19 protein-coding genes are annotated in these 15,521 nt (G+C 60.5%); all 19 read right to left on the bottom strand.

What is annotated here, in order from left to right; translation table 11 throughout:
- Positions 1-17: 17 nt before the first annotated feature.
- The 19 genes from cobS to AAEY27_RS08545 are packed head-to-tail and all read right to left on the bottom strand — an operon-like array spanning position 18 to position 15,421.
- Entirely contained in the window at positions 18-758 is a 741-nt protein-coding gene (gene cobS, locus AAEY27_RS08635) for an adenosylcobinamide-GDP ribazoletransferase (RefSeq protein WP_342324657.1), read from the bottom strand.
- The gene (cobU, locus tag AAEY27_RS08630; protein ID WP_342324656.1) at positions 755-1,300 is read right to left on the bottom strand and encodes a bifunctional adenosylcobinamide kinase/adenosylcobinamide-phosphate guanylyltransferase; all 546 of its coding nucleotides are present in this window, start codon (positions 1,298-1,300) and stop codon (positions 755-757) included. The genes cobS and cobU overlap by 4 nt, the downstream gene beginning before the upstream one ends.
- Positions 1,294-2,817, bottom strand: coding sequence for a cobyric acid synthase (locus AAEY27_RS08625; protein WP_342324655.1), 1,524 nt, complete (start codon positions 2,815-2,817; stop codon positions 1,294-1,296). Before AAEY27_RS08625 ends, cobU begins: the two co-directional genes overlap by 7 nt.
- The gene (locus AAEY27_RS08620; protein WP_342324653.1) at positions 2,814-3,629 is read right to left on the bottom strand and encodes an energy-coupling factor ABC transporter ATP-binding protein; all 816 of its coding nucleotides are present in this window, start codon (positions 3,627-3,629) and stop codon (positions 2,814-2,816) included. The genes AAEY27_RS08625 and AAEY27_RS08620 overlap by 4 nt, the downstream gene beginning before the upstream one ends.
- A gap of 9 nt (positions 3,630-3,638) precedes the next feature.
- Positions 3,639-4,319: an energy-coupling factor ABC transporter transmembrane protein gene (locus AAEY27_RS08615; RefSeq protein ID WP_342325516.1), complete on the bottom strand. Its 681-nt coding sequence runs from the start codon at positions 4,317-4,319 to the stop codon at positions 3,639-3,641.
- Positions 4,303-4,584, bottom strand: coding sequence for an energy-coupling factor ABC transporter substrate-binding protein (locus tag AAEY27_RS08610; protein ID WP_342324651.1), 282 nt, complete (start codon positions 4,582-4,584; stop codon positions 4,303-4,305). The genes AAEY27_RS08615 and AAEY27_RS08610 overlap by 17 nt, the downstream gene beginning before the upstream one ends.
- A gap of 1 nt (position 4,585) precedes the next feature.
- Positions 4,586-5,320, bottom strand: a complete 735-nt coding sequence (gene cbiM, locus AAEY27_RS08605; RefSeq protein ID WP_342324649.1) for a cobalt ECF transporter S component CbiM — start codon at positions 5,318-5,320, stop codon at positions 4,586-4,588.
- Positions 5,317-6,027, bottom strand: a complete 711-nt coding sequence (locus AAEY27_RS08600) for a cobalt-factor II C(20)-methyltransferase (protein WP_342324647.1) — start codon at positions 6,025-6,027, stop codon at positions 5,317-5,319. The genes cbiM and AAEY27_RS08600 overlap by 4 nt, the downstream gene beginning before the upstream one ends.
- Positions 6,024-6,818 (bottom strand): sirohydrochlorin cobaltochelatase, encoded by a 795-nt coding sequence (gene cbiK, locus AAEY27_RS08595; protein WP_342324646.1) that lies wholly within the window; start codon positions 6,816-6,818, stop codon positions 6,024-6,026. The genes AAEY27_RS08600 and cbiK overlap by 4 nt, the downstream gene beginning before the upstream one ends.
- The gene (locus AAEY27_RS08590) at positions 6,815-7,627 is read right to left on the bottom strand and encodes a cobalt-precorrin-6A reductase (protein WP_342324644.1); all 813 of its coding nucleotides are present in this window, start codon (positions 7,625-7,627) and stop codon (positions 6,815-6,817) included. Before AAEY27_RS08590 ends, cbiK begins: the two co-directional genes overlap by 4 nt.
- Positions 7,624-8,349: a precorrin-3B C(17)-methyltransferase gene (locus AAEY27_RS08585; protein ID WP_342324643.1), complete on the bottom strand. Its 726-nt coding sequence runs from the start codon at positions 8,347-8,349 to the stop codon at positions 7,624-7,626. The genes AAEY27_RS08590 and AAEY27_RS08585 overlap by 4 nt, the downstream gene beginning before the upstream one ends.
- Positions 8,349-9,404, bottom strand: coding sequence for a cobalt-precorrin 5A hydrolase (gene cbiG, locus AAEY27_RS08580; RefSeq protein WP_342324641.1), 1,056 nt, complete (start codon positions 9,402-9,404; stop codon positions 8,349-8,351). The genes AAEY27_RS08585 and cbiG overlap by 1 nt, the downstream gene beginning before the upstream one ends.
- Positions 9,385-10,158 (bottom strand): cobalt-precorrin-4 methyltransferase, encoded by a 774-nt coding sequence (locus tag AAEY27_RS08575; RefSeq protein ID WP_342324639.1) that lies wholly within the window; start codon positions 10,156-10,158, stop codon positions 9,385-9,387. Before AAEY27_RS08575 ends, cbiG begins: the two co-directional genes overlap by 20 nt.
- A complete protein-coding gene (locus tag AAEY27_RS08570; protein WP_342324638.1) occupies positions 10,151-10,720 on the bottom strand; it encodes a decarboxylating cobalt-precorrin-6B (C(15))-methyltransferase in 570 nt (189 codons plus the stop codon). The genes AAEY27_RS08575 and AAEY27_RS08570 overlap by 8 nt, the downstream gene beginning before the upstream one ends.
- Positions 10,710-11,315 carry a precorrin-6y C5,15-methyltransferase (decarboxylating) subunit CbiE gene (cbiE, locus tag AAEY27_RS08565; RefSeq protein ID WP_342324636.1) on the bottom strand — a complete coding sequence of 202 codons (606 nt, stop codon included), beginning with the start codon at positions 11,313-11,315 and terminating at the stop codon, positions 10,710-10,712. Before cbiE ends, AAEY27_RS08570 begins: the two co-directional genes overlap by 11 nt.
- Positions 11,309-12,448: a cobalt-precorrin-5B (C(1))-methyltransferase CbiD gene (cbiD, locus tag AAEY27_RS08560; RefSeq protein ID WP_342324634.1), complete on the bottom strand. Its 1,140-nt coding sequence runs from the start codon at positions 12,446-12,448 to the stop codon at positions 11,309-11,311. The genes cbiE and cbiD overlap by 7 nt, the downstream gene beginning before the upstream one ends.
- The gene (locus AAEY27_RS08555) at positions 12,445-13,077 is read right to left on the bottom strand and encodes a cobalt-precorrin-8 methylmutase (RefSeq protein ID WP_342325514.1); all 633 of its coding nucleotides are present in this window, start codon (positions 13,075-13,077) and stop codon (positions 12,445-12,447) included. Before AAEY27_RS08555 ends, cbiD begins: the two co-directional genes overlap by 4 nt.
- 11 nt (positions 13,078-13,088) lie before the next feature.
- Complete coding sequence (gene cbiB / locus AAEY27_RS08550) at positions 13,089-14,045, bottom strand: adenosylcobinamide-phosphate synthase CbiB (RefSeq protein WP_342324632.1); 957 nt, start codon at positions 14,043-14,045, stop codon at positions 13,089-13,091.
- Positions 14,042-15,421 carry a cobyrinate a,c-diamide synthase gene (locus tag AAEY27_RS08545; protein WP_342324631.1) on the bottom strand — a complete coding sequence of 460 codons (1,380 nt, stop codon included), beginning with the start codon at positions 15,419-15,421 and terminating at the stop codon, positions 14,042-14,044. The genes cbiB and AAEY27_RS08545 overlap by 4 nt, the downstream gene beginning before the upstream one ends.
- Positions 15,422-15,521 lie beyond the last annotated feature (100 nt).

Genomic DNA, 15,521 nt, shown 5'->3' with positions numbered 1-15,521 from the left:
CGTTATGTTGCGGGCTGCTATAGCAGCGCCAGAAGAAAAATCAGTTCGCCAAGCTCAATCGCCGCGCCCAGCGTATCCCCGGTCTGCCCACCAAGGGTGCGTTTAAGCATCCCGCCGAGCAGGAAAATCGCCAGCATTGTTACCAGCAGCGCGATCACCCCTTTAGCACCCAACAAACCCGCCGTCACCAGCGCGGTGATAAGTAAGGTAATCAGCGTGTCTTTGCCGGACACTTTGCCGATAAACAAATTGCCTAGCCCCTCTTCGCGGGCGTAGCGGTGGCCGAACATCAATAACACCGCCCCCCCCCGCCCCACCGCGCACGCGGCGGCCAGTGCGGCAATCATCGGCGTGTCGCGCAGTTGCAGTTCGCTAAGCACTAAAATTTTCGCCACCAGCACAAACACCAGCGCCAGGCCACCGTGCGTGCCAAGGCGGCTGTCGCGCATGATCTCCAGCATTCGTTCACGCCGCCGGGCGGAAAACACGCCGTCGCAGGTGTCCGCCAGGCCATCCAGGTGGAAACCGCCCGTCAGCAGCGCCAGCGCCAGCACGCAAAACAGCGCCGCCAGCGGTGCGCCGCACCAGGGTTGCAATACCACCAACACGCCACCGCTGATGGTGCCCAACAACAGCCCGACCAGCGGGAAAGTGACAATGCCGCGCACATAATCCGCAACGTCCAGCCCCTGCACCCAACGGCCAGGCACCGGCAAGCGGCTGATGAATGACAGCGTGGCGAAGAACAATTTGATCATTTGATTTTGACTCCAATCCCGGAGACCACCAGCCAGACCGCGTCCGCAGCCTGCGCCAGCCGCTGGTTGACGCGCCCGGCGATATCACGAAAGTGCCGCGCCAGGCGGTTTTCCGGCACAATCCCCATGCCCACTTCATTGGTGACCAGCACCACGGGCGACGGGCACGCGGCACAGGCGGCGATCAGCGCGTCAATCTCTTGCTGCACTTGCGCTTCCAGCGCGGCGTAATCCCAGTTATCCGGGTCTTCACCCGCGCCTGAAGCAAACAGCAGATTAGTGACAAGCGTGGTGATGCACTCCAGCAGTACCGCTTCGTCGCGATCGTTCTGCGCGGTGATAATGTCGCCAAGCTGTTGCCAGCGCTCTTCGGTGCGCCAGTGCGCCGGACGGTCGTCGCGATGATGCTGTACTCGCGCCGCCATTTCGTCGTCAAAAATTTGCGAAGTGGCGATGTACAACACGCTTTTCGCATCGCGAACCAGCGATTCGGCGTGGCGGCTTTTGCCGCTGCGCGCACCGCCGGTAACAAGGGTTAACATGCCAGCTCCTGATGTTGCTGCATAATCTGGTAAATCCGCGGAATATCAATGTGCTCGCGCATGGCGTTGGCGAGCAAGTCAAACTGCTGCGCTTTGTAATGCGCGTAATCGACCGTGACATCAAGCGTCGGCAGGCCTTTGCGCTGACGCAGGCCATTGATCACCGCGCGGGTGAAATCATCACTGTCGAATAACCCGTGCAAATAGGTGCCGAACACCAGACCATCTTCACTGACCGCGCCGTCAGCCACGCGCTGCCCGTTTTTTTGCAGCCACAGCGCCGGGCGGCAACCGCTGCGCAAGGTGGTTTCACCCATATGGATCTCGTAACCGCGCAGCCCCATTCCGCCACAGGTCGCCAGCCAGCCGGGAAGCGATTCCTGCAAGTTCGCCTCTACAAGCGTCGTGGTTTTGGCGGCAGCGAACCGGGTGACCGTGTCCAGCAGCCCCAGCCCAGGTTGTTGATCTAAACCAGATTCCACGTCGTCGATAATCGTTTCACCGAGCATTTGGTAACCGCCACAGACGCCGAAAATCGGCATGCCCGCGCGGTGGCAATCCAGCACCGCTTTCGCCAGCCCGCTCTCGCGCAGCCAGCGTAAGTCGCCGAGGGTATTTTTACTGCCCGGCAGAATCACCAGGTCGACGTTCAACATCTCGTCGGGCGAACGCACATAATGCACGCACACATCCGGCTGGGCGGCGAGCGCGTTGAAATCGGTAAAGTTGGAAATATGCGGCAACTGCACCACGGCAATATCAATCGCCCGCTCGCCGGTGCGCAGGTACTTGCCGCGCTGCAACGCCACGCCGTCTTCGTCTTCTAAATCGACGTCCAGCCACGGCATCACGCCAATCACCGGTACGCCGGTCAATTCTTCGATTTGTTTAATGCCGGGGGTGAGCAGTGCAACGTCGCCGCGAAATTTATTGATGATCACCCCTTTTACCCGCCAGCGCTCATGTTCTTGCAACAGCGCCAGCGTGCCGTAAATGGCGGCAAACACGCCGCCACGATCGATATCCGCCACCAAAATCACCGGGCAACCGGCCATTTCCGCCATCCCCATATTGACGATATCGCGGTCGCGCAGGTTGATTTCCGCCGGGCTACCGGCCCCTTCCAGCACCAGTGCGTCATACTCCTGCGCTAGGCTTTGATAGACATGGATAATTTGCTGGCGCAAACGGGGTTTGTACTCGTGATAGCTCACCGCGTCCATATCGGTGGCGACTTTGCCCATCAGTACCACCTGCGCTTTGCGATCGCTGGTCGGTTTGAGCAACACCGGGTTCATGCGCACATCCGGCAAAATCCCTGCCGCCTCGGCCTGGAAGATTTGCGCGCGGCCCATCTCCTGGCCCTGCGGCGTGATACCGGAATTCAACGCCATATTCTGTGATTTAAACGGCGCGGTTTTCAGCCCATCCTGGTGAAAAATGCGGCACAGTCCCGCGACCAGAACACTCTTGCCCACGTCCGAGGCGGTTCCTTGCAGCATAATGGCCTGCGTCATGACGCCTCCTTAACCGGCATCGCCCGCATACGGGCATAAAATTCGTCTTCACTTTTGCACAGCGGCAAGCCCAGCTCGCTGTGCAGTTTCACCAGCCACGGCTGCGTCAGCCCGGCCTCTTCAATTAACGCCCGGCGGGCAAACACCGCGCCCGGTTCGCCGTGTGTCAGCAATTCACCGTGGCGCAACACATACACCGCGTCACAGATTTCGTAGATTAAATCAATGTCGTGACTGGAGATCACCACATGATTGCCCTGCGCGACAATGCGCCGAATGATGTTCATCATCTGCGTGCGACCTGCCGGGTCCAGACCGGCGGTCGGCTCATCGAGCAGCAGGTATTGTGCCTGCAAGACCAGCGCCCCGGCGATAGCGACGCGTTTTTTTTGCCCGTGGCTCAGGCACTGAATCGGCTGATGGCGAAAAGATTGCGCATCCACCAGTGTGAGCGCATCGTCGACGCGCCGGGCGATTTCCGCCTCCGGCACGCCAATATTGCGCAGGCTAAAAGCGATATCGCTGTCGATATCGGTATAGAAGATTTGCTGATCGGGATCCTGAAAAACCGTGGTCACCTGCTGGCGCAGCGCCAGCAGCCCGCGCTTGCTGTAATCCAGCGGTTTGCCCTGCCATAACACCGCGCCTTGTTGCGGGCGCAAAATCCCGCTGAGGTTCATAAACAACGTCGATTTCCCGCAGCCATTCGCCCCCACCAGCCCGGTTACCGGCTGGCGGGAAAAATCGAGCGTTAACCCTTTTAGCGTCGGCTCATCCTGGTAACTGAACCACAGGTTTTCGGTGACCAGCATGCAACATCCTTACAGGTGAAAATCACCCTGGTAAAGTTTGACATCCAGCGTCGTCGCCATCGCTTTGTAGCGCAGCAACACGCGGGTAAATAACAGGCCGACCAGCATCGCCAGCGAGCGGTAACCCTGCGGCAAGGTGCGGTAGCCAAAGCGCAGCGTCTGCGCGCGGTGAATCGCCGCCGCCTCTTCCAGCAGAATAAAGATAAACCGCCAGGTCAGCAGGATTTGCTCCGTCAGCAGGTGCGGCGCGCGCGCGCGTTTGAGCAACATGATCAATTGCGGAAACGGCAAATTAAGCACCAGCCAGAACGTGGCGGAAAGTGCCGCCAGGCTGCGCCACAGCGTGGTGTTCGCCGCCGCCAGCCCTTGTGGCATGACGCCCAGCCAGACGTTACCCAGATGCACGCCAACCAGCAGATGCTGCGGTTCGCGGGTAATGTTGAACAGAATCGTCACCACGCCGACCAGCAAAAAGCCCATCGGGATCGCCATCCAGCGTAACCAGCGCCAGAACGACACACGCAGCAGCCAGCAGGTAAACGCCGCCAGCAGCACCAGCAATATCCCCTGCCCGAGTGGCGGCAGGGAAAACGCCAGCACCATCATCACCAGCCAGCAGCCAAACTTGCGCTCTGGCGCAACGGAAAACCAGCGGCTCTGGTAGCTTAGCCGGTCAAGACCGTTCGCTATCACGCTGTCTGCCTTTCATATAACCGAGAATATAAAAAATCACCGCCGCGCCAATCGAGCCTTGCAAGGTGAACAGCAGGCTTTCGATTTCGCCGCTCGCCGGTTCATACAGCGGCTGGAACCACGGCACATAATGCGGCGCGACCACCTGGATCTGGCTTTCGGCTTCCCCGTCAGAGCCGCCATATTCCCCGCCGTGATTGATAAAGAACGGCAGGATCACGAGCGCAATCACCATCGCCAGCAGAATCAGTGTCTTTTTCATCTCAATGCCCCTGTGCGGTAATCAACTGACGTTTGGTGAGCTGGTCGTAAATCATGACGGTGAGTAGCCCTTCGGCGATGGCAATCGGGATCTGGGTTAAACAGAAGATGCCCATAAATTTGACGATCGAGCCAGTTGCGCCGTGTTGCGGGTCCGGGAACGCGACGCCAAGCTGCACCGAGGTGACAAAGTAGGTCACCAGATCCGCCAGCATCGCGCAAAGAAAGACGGCAATGTCGCGGCGAAACCCGGCGCGACAGGCCAGTTTCCACACCAGGTAACCGACCACCGGGCCAATCACCGCCATCGACATGCCGTTTGCGCCAAGGGTGGTTAACCCGCCGTGCGCCAGCAGCAGCGCCTGGAACAGCAGCACGATGGCGCCAAGCAGCGCCACCACGCCAGGGCCAAACAAAATCACCGCTAATCCCACGCCGGTCGGGTGCGAGCAACTGCCGGTGACGGACGGGATTTTCAGCGCCGAGAGCACGAAAATAAACGCGCCGCACAATGCCAGCAGCACTTTCTGGTTGTTATCTTCCGCCACAATACGGCGCAGGCGCACCAGCCCGTACCATAAACATGGCAGGAACAGCACCCACCAGGCCAGCGCCCACATCGGCGGCAGGAAGCCTTCCATGATGTGCATCGCGAAGGCGTCCTGCGGCACCACCATCAACAGCAGCGCCGCGGCCAGCCCGCTGAATGACAACTGTTTCAGTAATTGCTCTTTCATACCCTCTCCCACTGTTTATTCACCAGAATGGTCGAAAAATAGGGCAGTGGCTGGTCGTCACTGACCTCACGCAGTTGCCGCCAGCACTGCTCGCCCGGCAGCGTGGCTTCCGCCATCATCAGGGCGCAATCAAGCAACCCGGCGTCATCCAGCAGCGCTTTGATGCGGGCGAAACGGCCATAGACTTTCATCAGCACCAGGCTGTCGTGTTGCGCCAGTGCCTGGCGGATGTCACTTTCCAGCGCGGTGCAAGCGATCACCGCCAGCGACTGTTGTTCCATCGCCAATGGGGTTTGCGCGCGCGCGGCGATTGCGGCGAACGACGTCACGCCGGGGACAATTTCCACACACTCCGGGTGCGACAAGCGTTGCAGCAAGAACACCCAGGTGCTGAACAGCATCGCGTCGCCGAGGGTGATAAATCCGACCTGCTTACCGGCCTGTACTTCGGCGTCCAGCGCGCGGGCCACTTCCTCCCACACCACCTCTTTCTCCGCGCTGTCGGCGCTCATCGGGAAGTGGCAACAGCGCACCTCGGTGTGCTCGCCAAGGTATTCGCGAACGATCGAGAGCGCCAGGCTGTCGCCGCCCTTGCGCCCCGCCGGGGCGTAAAGCACATCGAGTTTGCCGAGAATGCGCGCGCCGCGAACGGTGATCAGATCCGCCGCACCGGGGCCGGTGCTGATCGCGTAGAGTTTGCCACTCATGCTGCGGCCTCCATATTCTGTGCCAGCGCCTGGTGCAGATGCGCGACAAACATCGCGCGGATGGCGGCGTTTTCGCCAAGCCCCTGCAACCACGGCGTGGCAGCAATACCCGCACGTTCAAACTGGGTTTTCCACGAATCGTCTTCGTCAGAGGCCATGTCGTTAATCGCATGATCGCCCGCCACCAGCATCAGCGGCATCAGGTGAACCGCGTGAACACCTTCGTGGCGCAGGCTGTCGATAACGATGTTGATTTCCGGGTAACTTTCTACTGCGCCAACCCGCGCCGGAAAGCGGTGCGCCGCCATCATATGGTCAAGGCAAGCGTAAGCGGCAAAGGCGTGATGGCTGGCGCCGTGGCCCATAAACACCACACGTTCATCGGCGGCGACCTGCGGCATCTGGCGCGAGAGCGCCTGCATCAAATGCAAGTAATCTTCATGGCTGCTGAGCAACGGCGCGCCAATCACCAGCCGCTGAAATAGCGGGCGCAGGGTTTGTACTTCGCGGACGATTTTTTCGTATTCGTCACCGTTGATAATGTGCAGCGACTGGATCGCCACATCCTGATACCCGGCATCCGCCAGCTTTTGCAGGGCGTCAAGCGGCGTGTCGATATGCAGATTGTCACGCTGTTTCAGCTTGCGGATGATCATGCCGGAGGTGAACGCGCGAAACAGCGTGCGATCCGGGCAACTGGCCGCCAGCTCACGTTCGCAGGCGACAATGTTTTTCTCACAGGTGTCGTGATAGCTGGTGCCGAAGCTCACCACCAGAAGGGCTTTTTTCATTTTTGTTTCCTCATTTCCTCACCGTGTCGTGTCGCCAGCCAGCGCTGCAACCGCCGCGCGAAGGCCTCCTGACTGTTCAGTAACTCGTCACCCGTGACTGTGGGCTGTGGGCGGGCAATCACAATGCAGGGGATCCCGGCATCCAGCGCGGGCTGTACTTTTTGCTGGTAACCACCTTCCGCGCCAGAGGCTTTGGTGATCACCACCTCCACGCGGCACTGGCGATAAAAAGCGGCATTGAACTCGGCGCTAAACGGCCCGCAAAGGGCGAAAATTTCACCGACGCCAAAACCGAGTTCGGCGCACTGGGCAACGACATCCGGCACCGGTAAGACGCGCGCCAACAGGGTTTTGCCCGGCAGCCCGGCGCGCCAGCGGGCTAATTCTTTACTGCCGGTGGTCAACAAAATGCGCTCGCCAAGGTCGCGCACTTTTTCACAGGCCTCCTCCAGCGTTGCGACGTGTATCAGCAGCGGATGTGTGAGATCTGCCAATTGTTCCGGGCGCTGATAGCGGCTCAACAGCACCTGTGCCTGTTCGCAGGCCCGCGCAATATTGCGGCTGACAATGTCGGCGTAGGGGTGCGACGCATCAATCACCCAGCGGGTGCGATTGTGCTGCAGCCAGCCGATCATCTCGTCCATCTCTAACCGGCCACAGCGCACCTGCCCGCGAATATCCCCCGCCAGTTGCTCCCCGGTCGGCGTCGCCACCGACAAGGTGTAGGGCACGTTCGCACCGTCCAGTTGCTGGCAAATTTGCCGCGCATCGCTAGTGCCGCCAATCACCAGCACCGCCCCCGCATTCACAGGGTGTAACCTCTGGGCGTGATCATCAGGCCGTTTTGCACGTAGGTCGCGCGGTTGCCGACAATCACCAGGCTTGTCATATCGACGGGTTCAAAATCCATCTCGCCGAGGGTGGTTAGCCATTTTTCCTCTTTTTTACGCCCGGCGGATTTCACCACGCCGACCGGCGTATCGGCGTGCTTGCTGGCGGCCAGCAGTTCAAACGCTCTGGCCAGGTGGCCTTCACGCCCCCGGCTGCGCGGGTTGTAGAAGCAGATAACGAAATCCGCTTCCCCGGCGGCGACAATGCGTTTTTCAATCACCGGCCACGGCGTCATTAAGTCGCTGAGGCTGATGTGGCAAAAGTCATGCATCAACGGCGCGCCGAGCAGCGCGGCGGCGGCGATGCTGGCGGTCATACCCGGCACCAGCCGCACCTCGACATCCAATTGCTGTTTGCCGACTAGCTCCAGCACCAGCCCGGCCATGCCGTAAATGCCGGCGTCGCCGCTGCTGATAAGCGCGACGTTGTGCCCGGCCTGCGCCAGTTCAATCGCCGCCTGGCAGCGCTCAATCTCTTTGCACATGCCGGTTTTGATCACCTGCTTATCACCGGTAAACGCCTTCACCAGATGGGTGTAAGTTTTGTAACCGACCACAATGTCCGCCGCCTGGAGCGCGTCAATGGCCTCCATGGTCATCATTGCCTGTGAGCCTGGACCAATCCCGATTACCGTTAACATCAGTGTGAAACTCCCAAAGTGATAGTCACGCCCTGCTCGCGCAGAGTCTCGCCAACCAGTTGCCCCTGGCTCATCAGCCAGGCCGCCGGGCCGGATACGCTGCCAACCCCGGCGGTATGTCGCACAAAGTCGGACGCGGGAAAACGGTGTTCATGCTGACGCAGGGCGTCGGCGGTAAAAATTTCAAACGGCACGCGAAACGACTGGGCAAGTTGCGCCAGGCCTTTCTCGTCCTGCTTCAAGGTGATGCTGCCAATCGCCCGCAGCGCCAGCGGGTCGAGGGCTTGCGCCTGTAACTGGCGGTGCAGCAAAGCCGCAAGCAAGGTGAACGGCGTGTCGCGCCGACAGCCGATTCCAGCGACGACGCGCTTCGGCACCAGTTTGAACACCGGAAGCGCCAGCGCAGGCAGTTGCGCCTGCGTGGTGATACAGACCAGCGCGTCAAGATCCGGCAACGCCGTGAGCGAGTCGACCGCCACAAAGCCGCGCGTGTCGCAGCCCGCCAGTTCATCGCGCATCGCGTCTTCACACCACAGGCCGATGCGTTTACCGCTCACCAGCATGTGGTTAATGGTCTTTACCGCGCCGCGAAAATCCTCCATGCGCGCATCAAGCTGGCTTGCCAGCGTGTCCAGCGCCGCCAGTTCGTTCACGTCCGTTGCGGTGGTAATCACCGGATCGGCATCCAGCACGCCCGCCAGATAACGCGCCAGCGCATTGGCGCCGCCGTAGTGCCCGGAAAGCAGGCTGATGACATGCTGGCCGCGCTCATCAATGACGATCACCGCCGGGTCAATAAACTTGTCATTGACCAGCGGCGCAATCACCCGCACAGCAATACCTGTCGCGCCGATAAACACCACCGCCGAAAAATGGCTAAACGCTTCACGCAATGTCTGCGCGAAACCACCTTCAAAGGCCTGAAAGCCATCGCTCAGCAGTTTTTCACTGGTAAAACAGGTCATCGGCAACGCCTGTTTCAGGCGACCGGCCAGCGCCACACCGCCCGGCGTCAGGCAAAACAGCGCAATGGATTCAGGCTTTACGGTATTCATGGCTAAAGTCCGCCGCATAGAGTCGCGAGTAGTGGTACTCCTCGCCCAGAAATGCGCCGACGAGGATCAGCGCGGTTTTGCGGATCCCGGCGTCGCGCACCTTGTCAGCAATATCCGCCAGCGTCCCGCGTACCGTCTGGCTCTCCGCCCAGGTGGCTTTATAGATGACCGCCACCGGGGTGGTCGCCGGGTAACCGCCGTCGATTAAGCGCTCGGCCACGCGGTGAATGCGCTGCACGGAGAGGTAAATCGCCATTGAGGTCTGATGGCTGGCAAACGACTCCAGTTGCTCGCGCGGCGGCACCGGGGTGCGCCCTTCCAGCCGCGTGATAATCAGGCTTTGCGACACTTCCGGCACGGTGTACTCAACACCCAGTTCCGCCGCCGCCCCCAAAAAGGCACTGACGCCCGGCACCACTTCCCAGCGGATGCCGCGCTTCGTCAACTCTTCGCCTTGTTCGCGCACCGAGCCGTACAGCGAGACATCGCCCGTTTGCAGGCGCACCACGGTTTTACCGGCGTTCACACCGGCTTCCATCAGATCGAGGATCTGCTCCAGATGCAGTTCGGCACTGTCGTGGCACTCGGCGTCGGGCGGGCAATATTCCAGCAGTTCGGTATTGATGAGCGACCCGGCGTAAATCACCACCTGCGCTTTTTGCAACAAACGGTAGCCTTTGAGGGTGATCAGCTCGCGGTCGCCTGGCCCTGCTCCGACAAACCAGACGGGTTGCGCCCCGATGTTGTCAGCCATGGGTGTTCTCCTTTTCGCAGGAAATCAAAAAAACGGGATTATTGGGTTTGAAGTAGTGACCGCTGCCAAGTTTCGTCAGCAACGAAACCTGGATTTGCTGGCAGTCCAGCGCGGCAACCTGGCGGCTTTCGAGGTGCGCCAGCGCCGTGCTGAGGTTTTCCTGCAAGATAAAGGTCATCACCAGCCGACCGCCGGGGTGAAGCTGCGCCAGCGACCAGTCAATTAATTGTGTGAGATTGCCGCCGCTGCCGCCCATAAACACGGCGTCCGCAAGCTGGTCGACAAACAGCGGCGCGACGCCGGAGACAATGGCGATATTGCGGCAATCGAAGTGCAGACAGTTCTCTTCCAGCAGGCTCAGCGCCGCCGGGCTGCGCTCAATGGCGGTCACCTGCAACTGCGGGTGCATCAACGCCGCTTCGATGCAAACACTGCCGGTGCCCGCGCCAATATCAATCAGATGGTGCGCCTGGTGCAGTTGTAGCTTCGACAGCGCCAGCGCGCGCACCGCTTCTTTGGTCATCGGGACTTTTTCCGTGCGTTTGAACAGCTCATCTTTCATTGAGGATCACCACCACATTCATGTCGTATTGCGCCTGCACATCCGCCGGGCGCAGCCGGTGAATGCGCTCGTTGTCCATGCCGAGGTTTTCACCAATCACCAGCCAGCTTTTTTCGGCACCTCGCGCCAGCAGCGCATCGGCAATCGTTTTTGGCCCGCATCGCGCGTCGGTAACCATCGCCACTTTGGGCACACTCGCCAGCGCGGCGAAATCTACCGCTCGCCCGTGGCTGCTGGTTAGCCAGATATCATTCATGTCAATGCCGGTGCGCGAACAGAGATACTGCACGGCGCTGATGCCGGGAATAATGCGCACCTGTTGCAAACCAAAATGCGCCACCAGGCGGGTGCCAATGCCGTAAAACAGCGGGTCGCCGGAGGCCAGCACCACCACGCGCCGCGCGCGTTGTTGCTCAAGCCACGCCAGCAACGCCGGAATATCCGCGTCCAGCGCTTTAATTTCTCCCGCAAAGTCCGGGAACTGCGCCAGGTGACGCTTGCCGCCGACCAGCACGTCTGCCTGTGAAACGGCGTCCAGCGCCATCGGCGTCATTAATGCGAGGTTACCCGGCCCCATCCCTGCGACGGTCAACATTGCAACGCCCTGGCAATCGCCTCAATTGGGCGGTTCGCGCCCAACACCTTGTTATCAAACGAGAACATGATGGCGTCACACTGCGGCGGGGTTTTGGTGAAGCGCAGCATCTGTTCGATGCGCTGGCAAATGCGTTGCGCCAGGTGATCGTAAAGATGGCTGAACCCGGCGGCGTCGATATGCTCCATGGCCGCTTCGGTGGTGTCGCACTCGCTCACCGCCAGCAGTAAATCGTGCGGCGCGCCGAGTAGCGCGAGATGTGCGACCAACGTTTCCATGCGCGCATCGGCAATATGGCTGTGGGTGTGAAAAATACCGGCGGCGATTTTCACCAGTTTGCCAGGGTGGCCGACCAGCACAATGTGCCGGTAACCGAGGCGCACCGCCTCTTCAATCATGTAGCCGACAAAGTTACTCATGGTGACGACCAGCTCGCCGGACACGCCCATTTGTTCGCGCACAAAGCGTTCGCCATGATTACCCGGCACAAGGATCACCCGCTCCAGCCCGGCGGCGCGTTTCAGCTCCAGCTCCATCGCCAGCGAGCGTTTCCAGCTCTCTTCCGACATCGGCGTGACAATGCCGGTGGTGCCGATGATGGAAATCCCGCCAAGAATGCCAAGCCTGCCGTTGTAGGTTTTCTTTGCCCGCTCTTCACCTTCCGGGGCAAAAATTTCCACCTGCGCGCCGCGCGTCGGGCCAATCACTTCGCGCACGGCGGCTTCGATGGTCTGGCGCGGCGTGCGGTTGATGGCGGCTTCCCCCACTGCCAGGCCAATGCCTTTGCGCGTGACGGTGCCAACCCCTTCGCCGCCACACAGCCGGATGTCGCCGTCGTCGTTCAGGGTGACACGGGCGAAAATCAGCATACCGTGGGTGGCGTCCACATCGTCGCCACCATCTTTGCGGATCGCCGCCATGCCCTGCTGGCCTTCAATGTGCGGCGATTCAACATTAAGGCGCAGCGTGACGCCGGAAGGCGTAACAATCGAGACCTGGTGAATAATGTGCTGGCGCAACACCATCAGCGCGGCGACTTTCGCCGCCGCCGTGGCGCAGGAGCCGGTGGTGTAACCCTTGCGCAAGGCTTTGCCGTTGTGCCACACCGGGTCGTCGAAGGCCTGTTCGCTCATTGTTCCTCCCGCAGTTTATAGAGCAGCGCATTGATGATCGCCGCCGCCACATTGCTGCCGCCTTTACGCCCGCGCGCGGCAATGCCGGGTAAACAACTCGCCACCAGCGCCTCTTTTGACTCTTCCGCCCCCACAAAACCGACCGGTACGCCTACCACGCCATTGACCTGCGCTTTATGTTCCAGCAGGCGGAACAGCGCCGTCGGCGCGTTGCCAAAAACAAACACTTTGTCGCCCTCTTCGGTTAGCGCCAGGTCGACCGCCGCCATCGAACGGGTAATGCCTTCCATTTTGGCTTTGCGCGCCACACGAGGATCGGCGATGTAGCAGCGCACTTCGCCGCCGAACTGCGCGAGCAGGGTTTTGTTGATGCCGGAAAGCGCCATCGTGGTGTCGGTGTAGAGCGTGCAGCCCTGTTTAATGGCGGCGCATAAACTTTCCAGCGCATCGTCGGAAAACCAGAGAATGTCCAGCCAGTCGAAATCGGCGGTGGTGTGGATCACGCGTTTGACCACCGCCTCATGCAACGGGCTGGCGAAGCGGTAATCAGGGCGGGTGCGGCGGATCTCCTCGCCGATAATGACAAAGCTTTTGGCCTCAATAGCCTGTGGTTGCTGTAAGTAATCCATCTCTTTCATCCTCATGCTCCTGCCAGTACGTAGCGCGTCAGCGCAAACAGCGCCAGCGCCAGCGTGGAGGCCAGCCACATCAATCGAAGGGTTCGGGGAATGTCATCCACGTCTATCGCGCGGATGCCATCGCCGATCCAGGGTTTCTCGACGCGTTCGCCGAAGTAGTCATTTGGCCCGCCTAAGCGCACGCCGAGCGCACCGGCGACAGTACCTTCCGGCCAGGCGCAGTTCGGGCTGCTGTGGTTGCGTCGGTCGCGAAAACCAATGCGCCATGCCGCGCGGGCGTTGTTGCGCGCAAACCACGCTGCCACGCTCAATAGCAGCCAGCTCAGGCGCGCCGGAATAAAGTTGGCGACATCATCCAGCCGCGCGCTGACCATACCGATAGCGCGGTATTTTTCGTGTTTGTAGCCAACCATTGAATCGAGCGTGTTCACCGCTTTGTAGGCCATCGCCAGCGGCGCGCCGCCGAGCAGCAAAAAGAACAGCGGGGCGATCACCCCATCGACGGTGTTTTCCGCCACGGTTTCGACCACCGCGCGGGTGATCTGCGGCGGCTGAAGTTGCGCGGTATCGCGCCCGACAATCCACGATAGTTTTTCGCGGCTTTCGGCGAGCGAGCCGTGGCGCAGCGCTTTTTCCACCTCGCGCGCCATATCCGCCAGGCAGCGCGTCGCGAGCGTGGTGTAAATCATCCACACTTCCACACACCAGCCGAACCACGGGTGAATCGCATTCGCCAGCGCCAGCACACCCCAGGCTACGGCCCAGGTCACACCAACCACCAGCAACCACATCACCCCGCCGCCAAGGCGTAATGTGCTCTCGCTGCGGCACACTTTGCGCACGGCGCGCTGCGTCAAGCTGATAAACGCGCCAATCCAGCGCACCGGATGCGGCCAGTGCGGCGGGTCGCCAAGCAGACCATCGAGTAAAAAAGCCACACACCAGGCCAGCAACGTCATTGCACACTCCTTGCGGCGGCAAACCAGTGGTTGAGCATGTGCGGGCGCTGGCCAAAATGCAGATGCAAATAGCTGGCGAAGGTGTTGCCGACCTGCCAACCGCCCTGCCAGCGTTTGAGTTCTTCGCCATCACGGGTTTTGTGGCAATCCAGTACGGCATCCACTGCCGGGGTAAAGTCCGAGTAGTGAAATTCATGCCCGCGGAGCGTTTCACCGGGCGCGGCCAGCAACGTCTGCTGCATAGCGCGGGCTTCGCAGTAGCCAAAGCGGGTCAGCCGTTTGCCCATTTGACTGCGACCGGGGATCACACCGACCATTGGCCATGCGTTGCCATCGGCATCGCACAGTGAATCACCGAGATACATCAGGCCGCCGCATTCGGCGTAGATCGCCACGCCGCGCTGGTGCGCCGCGCGAATGGCCGCCAGCATCGGCTGGTTTGCAGACAACGCGCGGGCGTGTAGTTCCGGGTAGCCGCCGCCGAGCCACATCATCTGGCAATCGGGCAGTTCGCGGTCATGCAGCGGGCTAAAACGCACAATGCGTACGCCCGCGCGCTCCAGCAATTGCAGGTTATCGGGGTAATAAAAGTTGAAGGCTTCATCCTCGGCTAACGCCAGCGTCAGCCCGGCGCCCGCCTGTTCAGACGGGCATTTCGGCCATTCCCCTGCGGGAAGAGAGGAAAGCTTGCTCACATTAAGCAAGCGGTCAATATCCAGCGTTTGCGCCAACAGGTCCGCGAAGCTCTGCCACGGCTGCATTGCCACCCCCGATTCGCGGGCGGTGACGAGCCCAAGGTGGCGCTCCGGCAGCGACACATCCGGCGCGACCGGCACATAACCCAGCACCGGCACATCGCAGTAGTGTTCAATGGCCAGTTTGAGTAACTGAAAGTGGCTGTCGCTGTTGACGCGATTAACGATCACCCCGGCAATGGACAACTGCGGGTCGAAGTGTTGAAAGCCCATCACCGTGGCGGCAATGGAGGTGGAAACCGCTTTGCCATCGACCAATAAAATGACCGGCACGCCAAGCTGTTTTGCCAGCGCGGCGCTGCTGCAATAGTGGGGGTCGGTGCCGTAGCCGTCATAAAGCCCCATCACGCCTTCGATCACAGCGACGTCGGCGGCGAGCAGGTGTTCAGTAAAGAGGGCATTCAGTGTGGCTTCCGGCAGCATAAAGCTGTCGAGGTTGCGGGAAGGCACGCCGGAAATGGCGCTGTGCCAGGCGGTATCGAGATAGTCCGGCCCGATTTTGAAGGGCTGTACGCGCAAGCCCCGGCGCTGCAACGCAGTAAGCAGTCCCAGCGTGACGGTGGTTTTCCCACAGCCGCTGCCGGTTCCGGCAAGGATAAAGGCGCTGCGCCTGTCTGACATTCCTGAAGCCCCATTGCGGGTGGAAAAGATGAAGTCAGGACGCGCGTTTACCCGGTCTTTCGACCGTACGCTTCTGAGCAACCCACTTCCCACCGAAGTT

Source organism: Kosakonia sp. BYX6 (genome assembly GCF_038449125.1).
Classification (GTDB): Bacteria; Pseudomonadota; Gammaproteobacteria; order Enterobacterales; family Enterobacteriaceae; genus Kosakonia; species Kosakonia calanthes.
The sequence above is the reverse complement of the archived record's forward strand: the minus strand, read 5'-3'. Positions and strand labels throughout refer to the sequence as shown.

Excerpts from the sequence above, each read along its gene's own strand:
- cobS (WP_342324657.1), bottom strand. The coding sequence starts at position 758 with ATGATCAAATTGTTCTTCGCCACGCTGTCATTCATCAGCCGCTTGCCG.
- cobU (WP_342324656.1), bottom strand. The coding sequence starts at position 1,300 with ATGTTAACCCTTGTTACCGGCGGTGCGCGCAGCGGCAAAAGCCGCCAC.
- AAEY27_RS08625 (WP_342324655.1), bottom strand. The coding sequence starts at position 2,817 with ATGACGCAGGCCATTATGCTGCAAGGAACCGCCTCGGACGTGGGCAAG.
- AAEY27_RS08620 (WP_342324653.1), bottom strand. The coding sequence starts at position 3,629 with ATGCTGGTCACCGAAAACCTGTGGTTCAGTTACCAGGATGAGCCGACG.
- AAEY27_RS08610 (WP_342324651.1), bottom strand. The coding sequence starts at position 4,584 with ATGAAAAAGACACTGATTCTGCTGGCGATGGTGATTGCGCTCGTGATC.
- cbiM (WP_342324649.1), bottom strand. The coding sequence starts at position 5,320 with ATGAAAGAGCAATTACTGAAACAGTTGTCATTCAGCGGGCTGGCCGCG.
- AAEY27_RS08600 (WP_342324647.1), bottom strand. The coding sequence starts at position 6,027 with ATGAGTGGCAAACTCTACGCGATCAGCACCGGCCCCGGTGCGGCGGAT.
- cbiK (WP_342324646.1), bottom strand. The coding sequence starts at position 6,818 with ATGAAAAAAGCCCTTCTGGTGGTGAGCTTCGGCACCAGCTATCACGAC.
- AAEY27_RS08585 (WP_342324643.1), bottom strand. The coding sequence starts at position 8,349 with ATGTTAACGGTAATCGGGATTGGTCCAGGCTCACAGGCAATGATGACC.
- cbiG (WP_342324641.1), bottom strand. The coding sequence starts at position 9,404 with ATGAATACCGTAAAGCCTGAATCCATTGCGCTGTTTTGCCTGACGCCG.
- AAEY27_RS08575 (WP_342324639.1), bottom strand. The coding sequence starts at position 10,158 with ATGGCTGACAACATCGGGGCGCAACCCGTCTGGTTTGTCGGAGCAGGG.
- AAEY27_RS08570 (WP_342324638.1), bottom strand. The coding sequence starts at position 10,720 with ATGAAAGATGAGCTGTTCAAACGCACGGAAAAAGTCCCGATGACCAAA.
- cbiE (WP_342324636.1), bottom strand. The coding sequence starts at position 11,315 with ATGTTGACCGTCGCAGGGATGGGGCCGGGTAACCTCGCATTAATGACG.
- cbiD (WP_342324634.1), bottom strand. The coding sequence starts at position 12,448 with ATGAGCGAACAGGCCTTCGACGACCCGGTGTGGCACAACGGCAAAGCC.
- AAEY27_RS08555 (WP_342325514.1), bottom strand. The coding sequence starts at position 13,077 with ATGGATTACTTACAGCAACCACAGGCTATTGAGGCCAAAAGCTTTGTC.
- cbiB (WP_342324632.1), bottom strand. The coding sequence starts at position 14,045 with ATGACGTTGCTGGCCTGGTGTGTGGCTTTTTTACTCGATGGTCTGCTT.
- AAEY27_RS08545 (WP_342324631.1), bottom strand. The coding sequence starts at position 15,421 with ATGTCAGACAGGCGCAGCGCCTTTATCCTTGCCGGAACCGGCAGCGGC.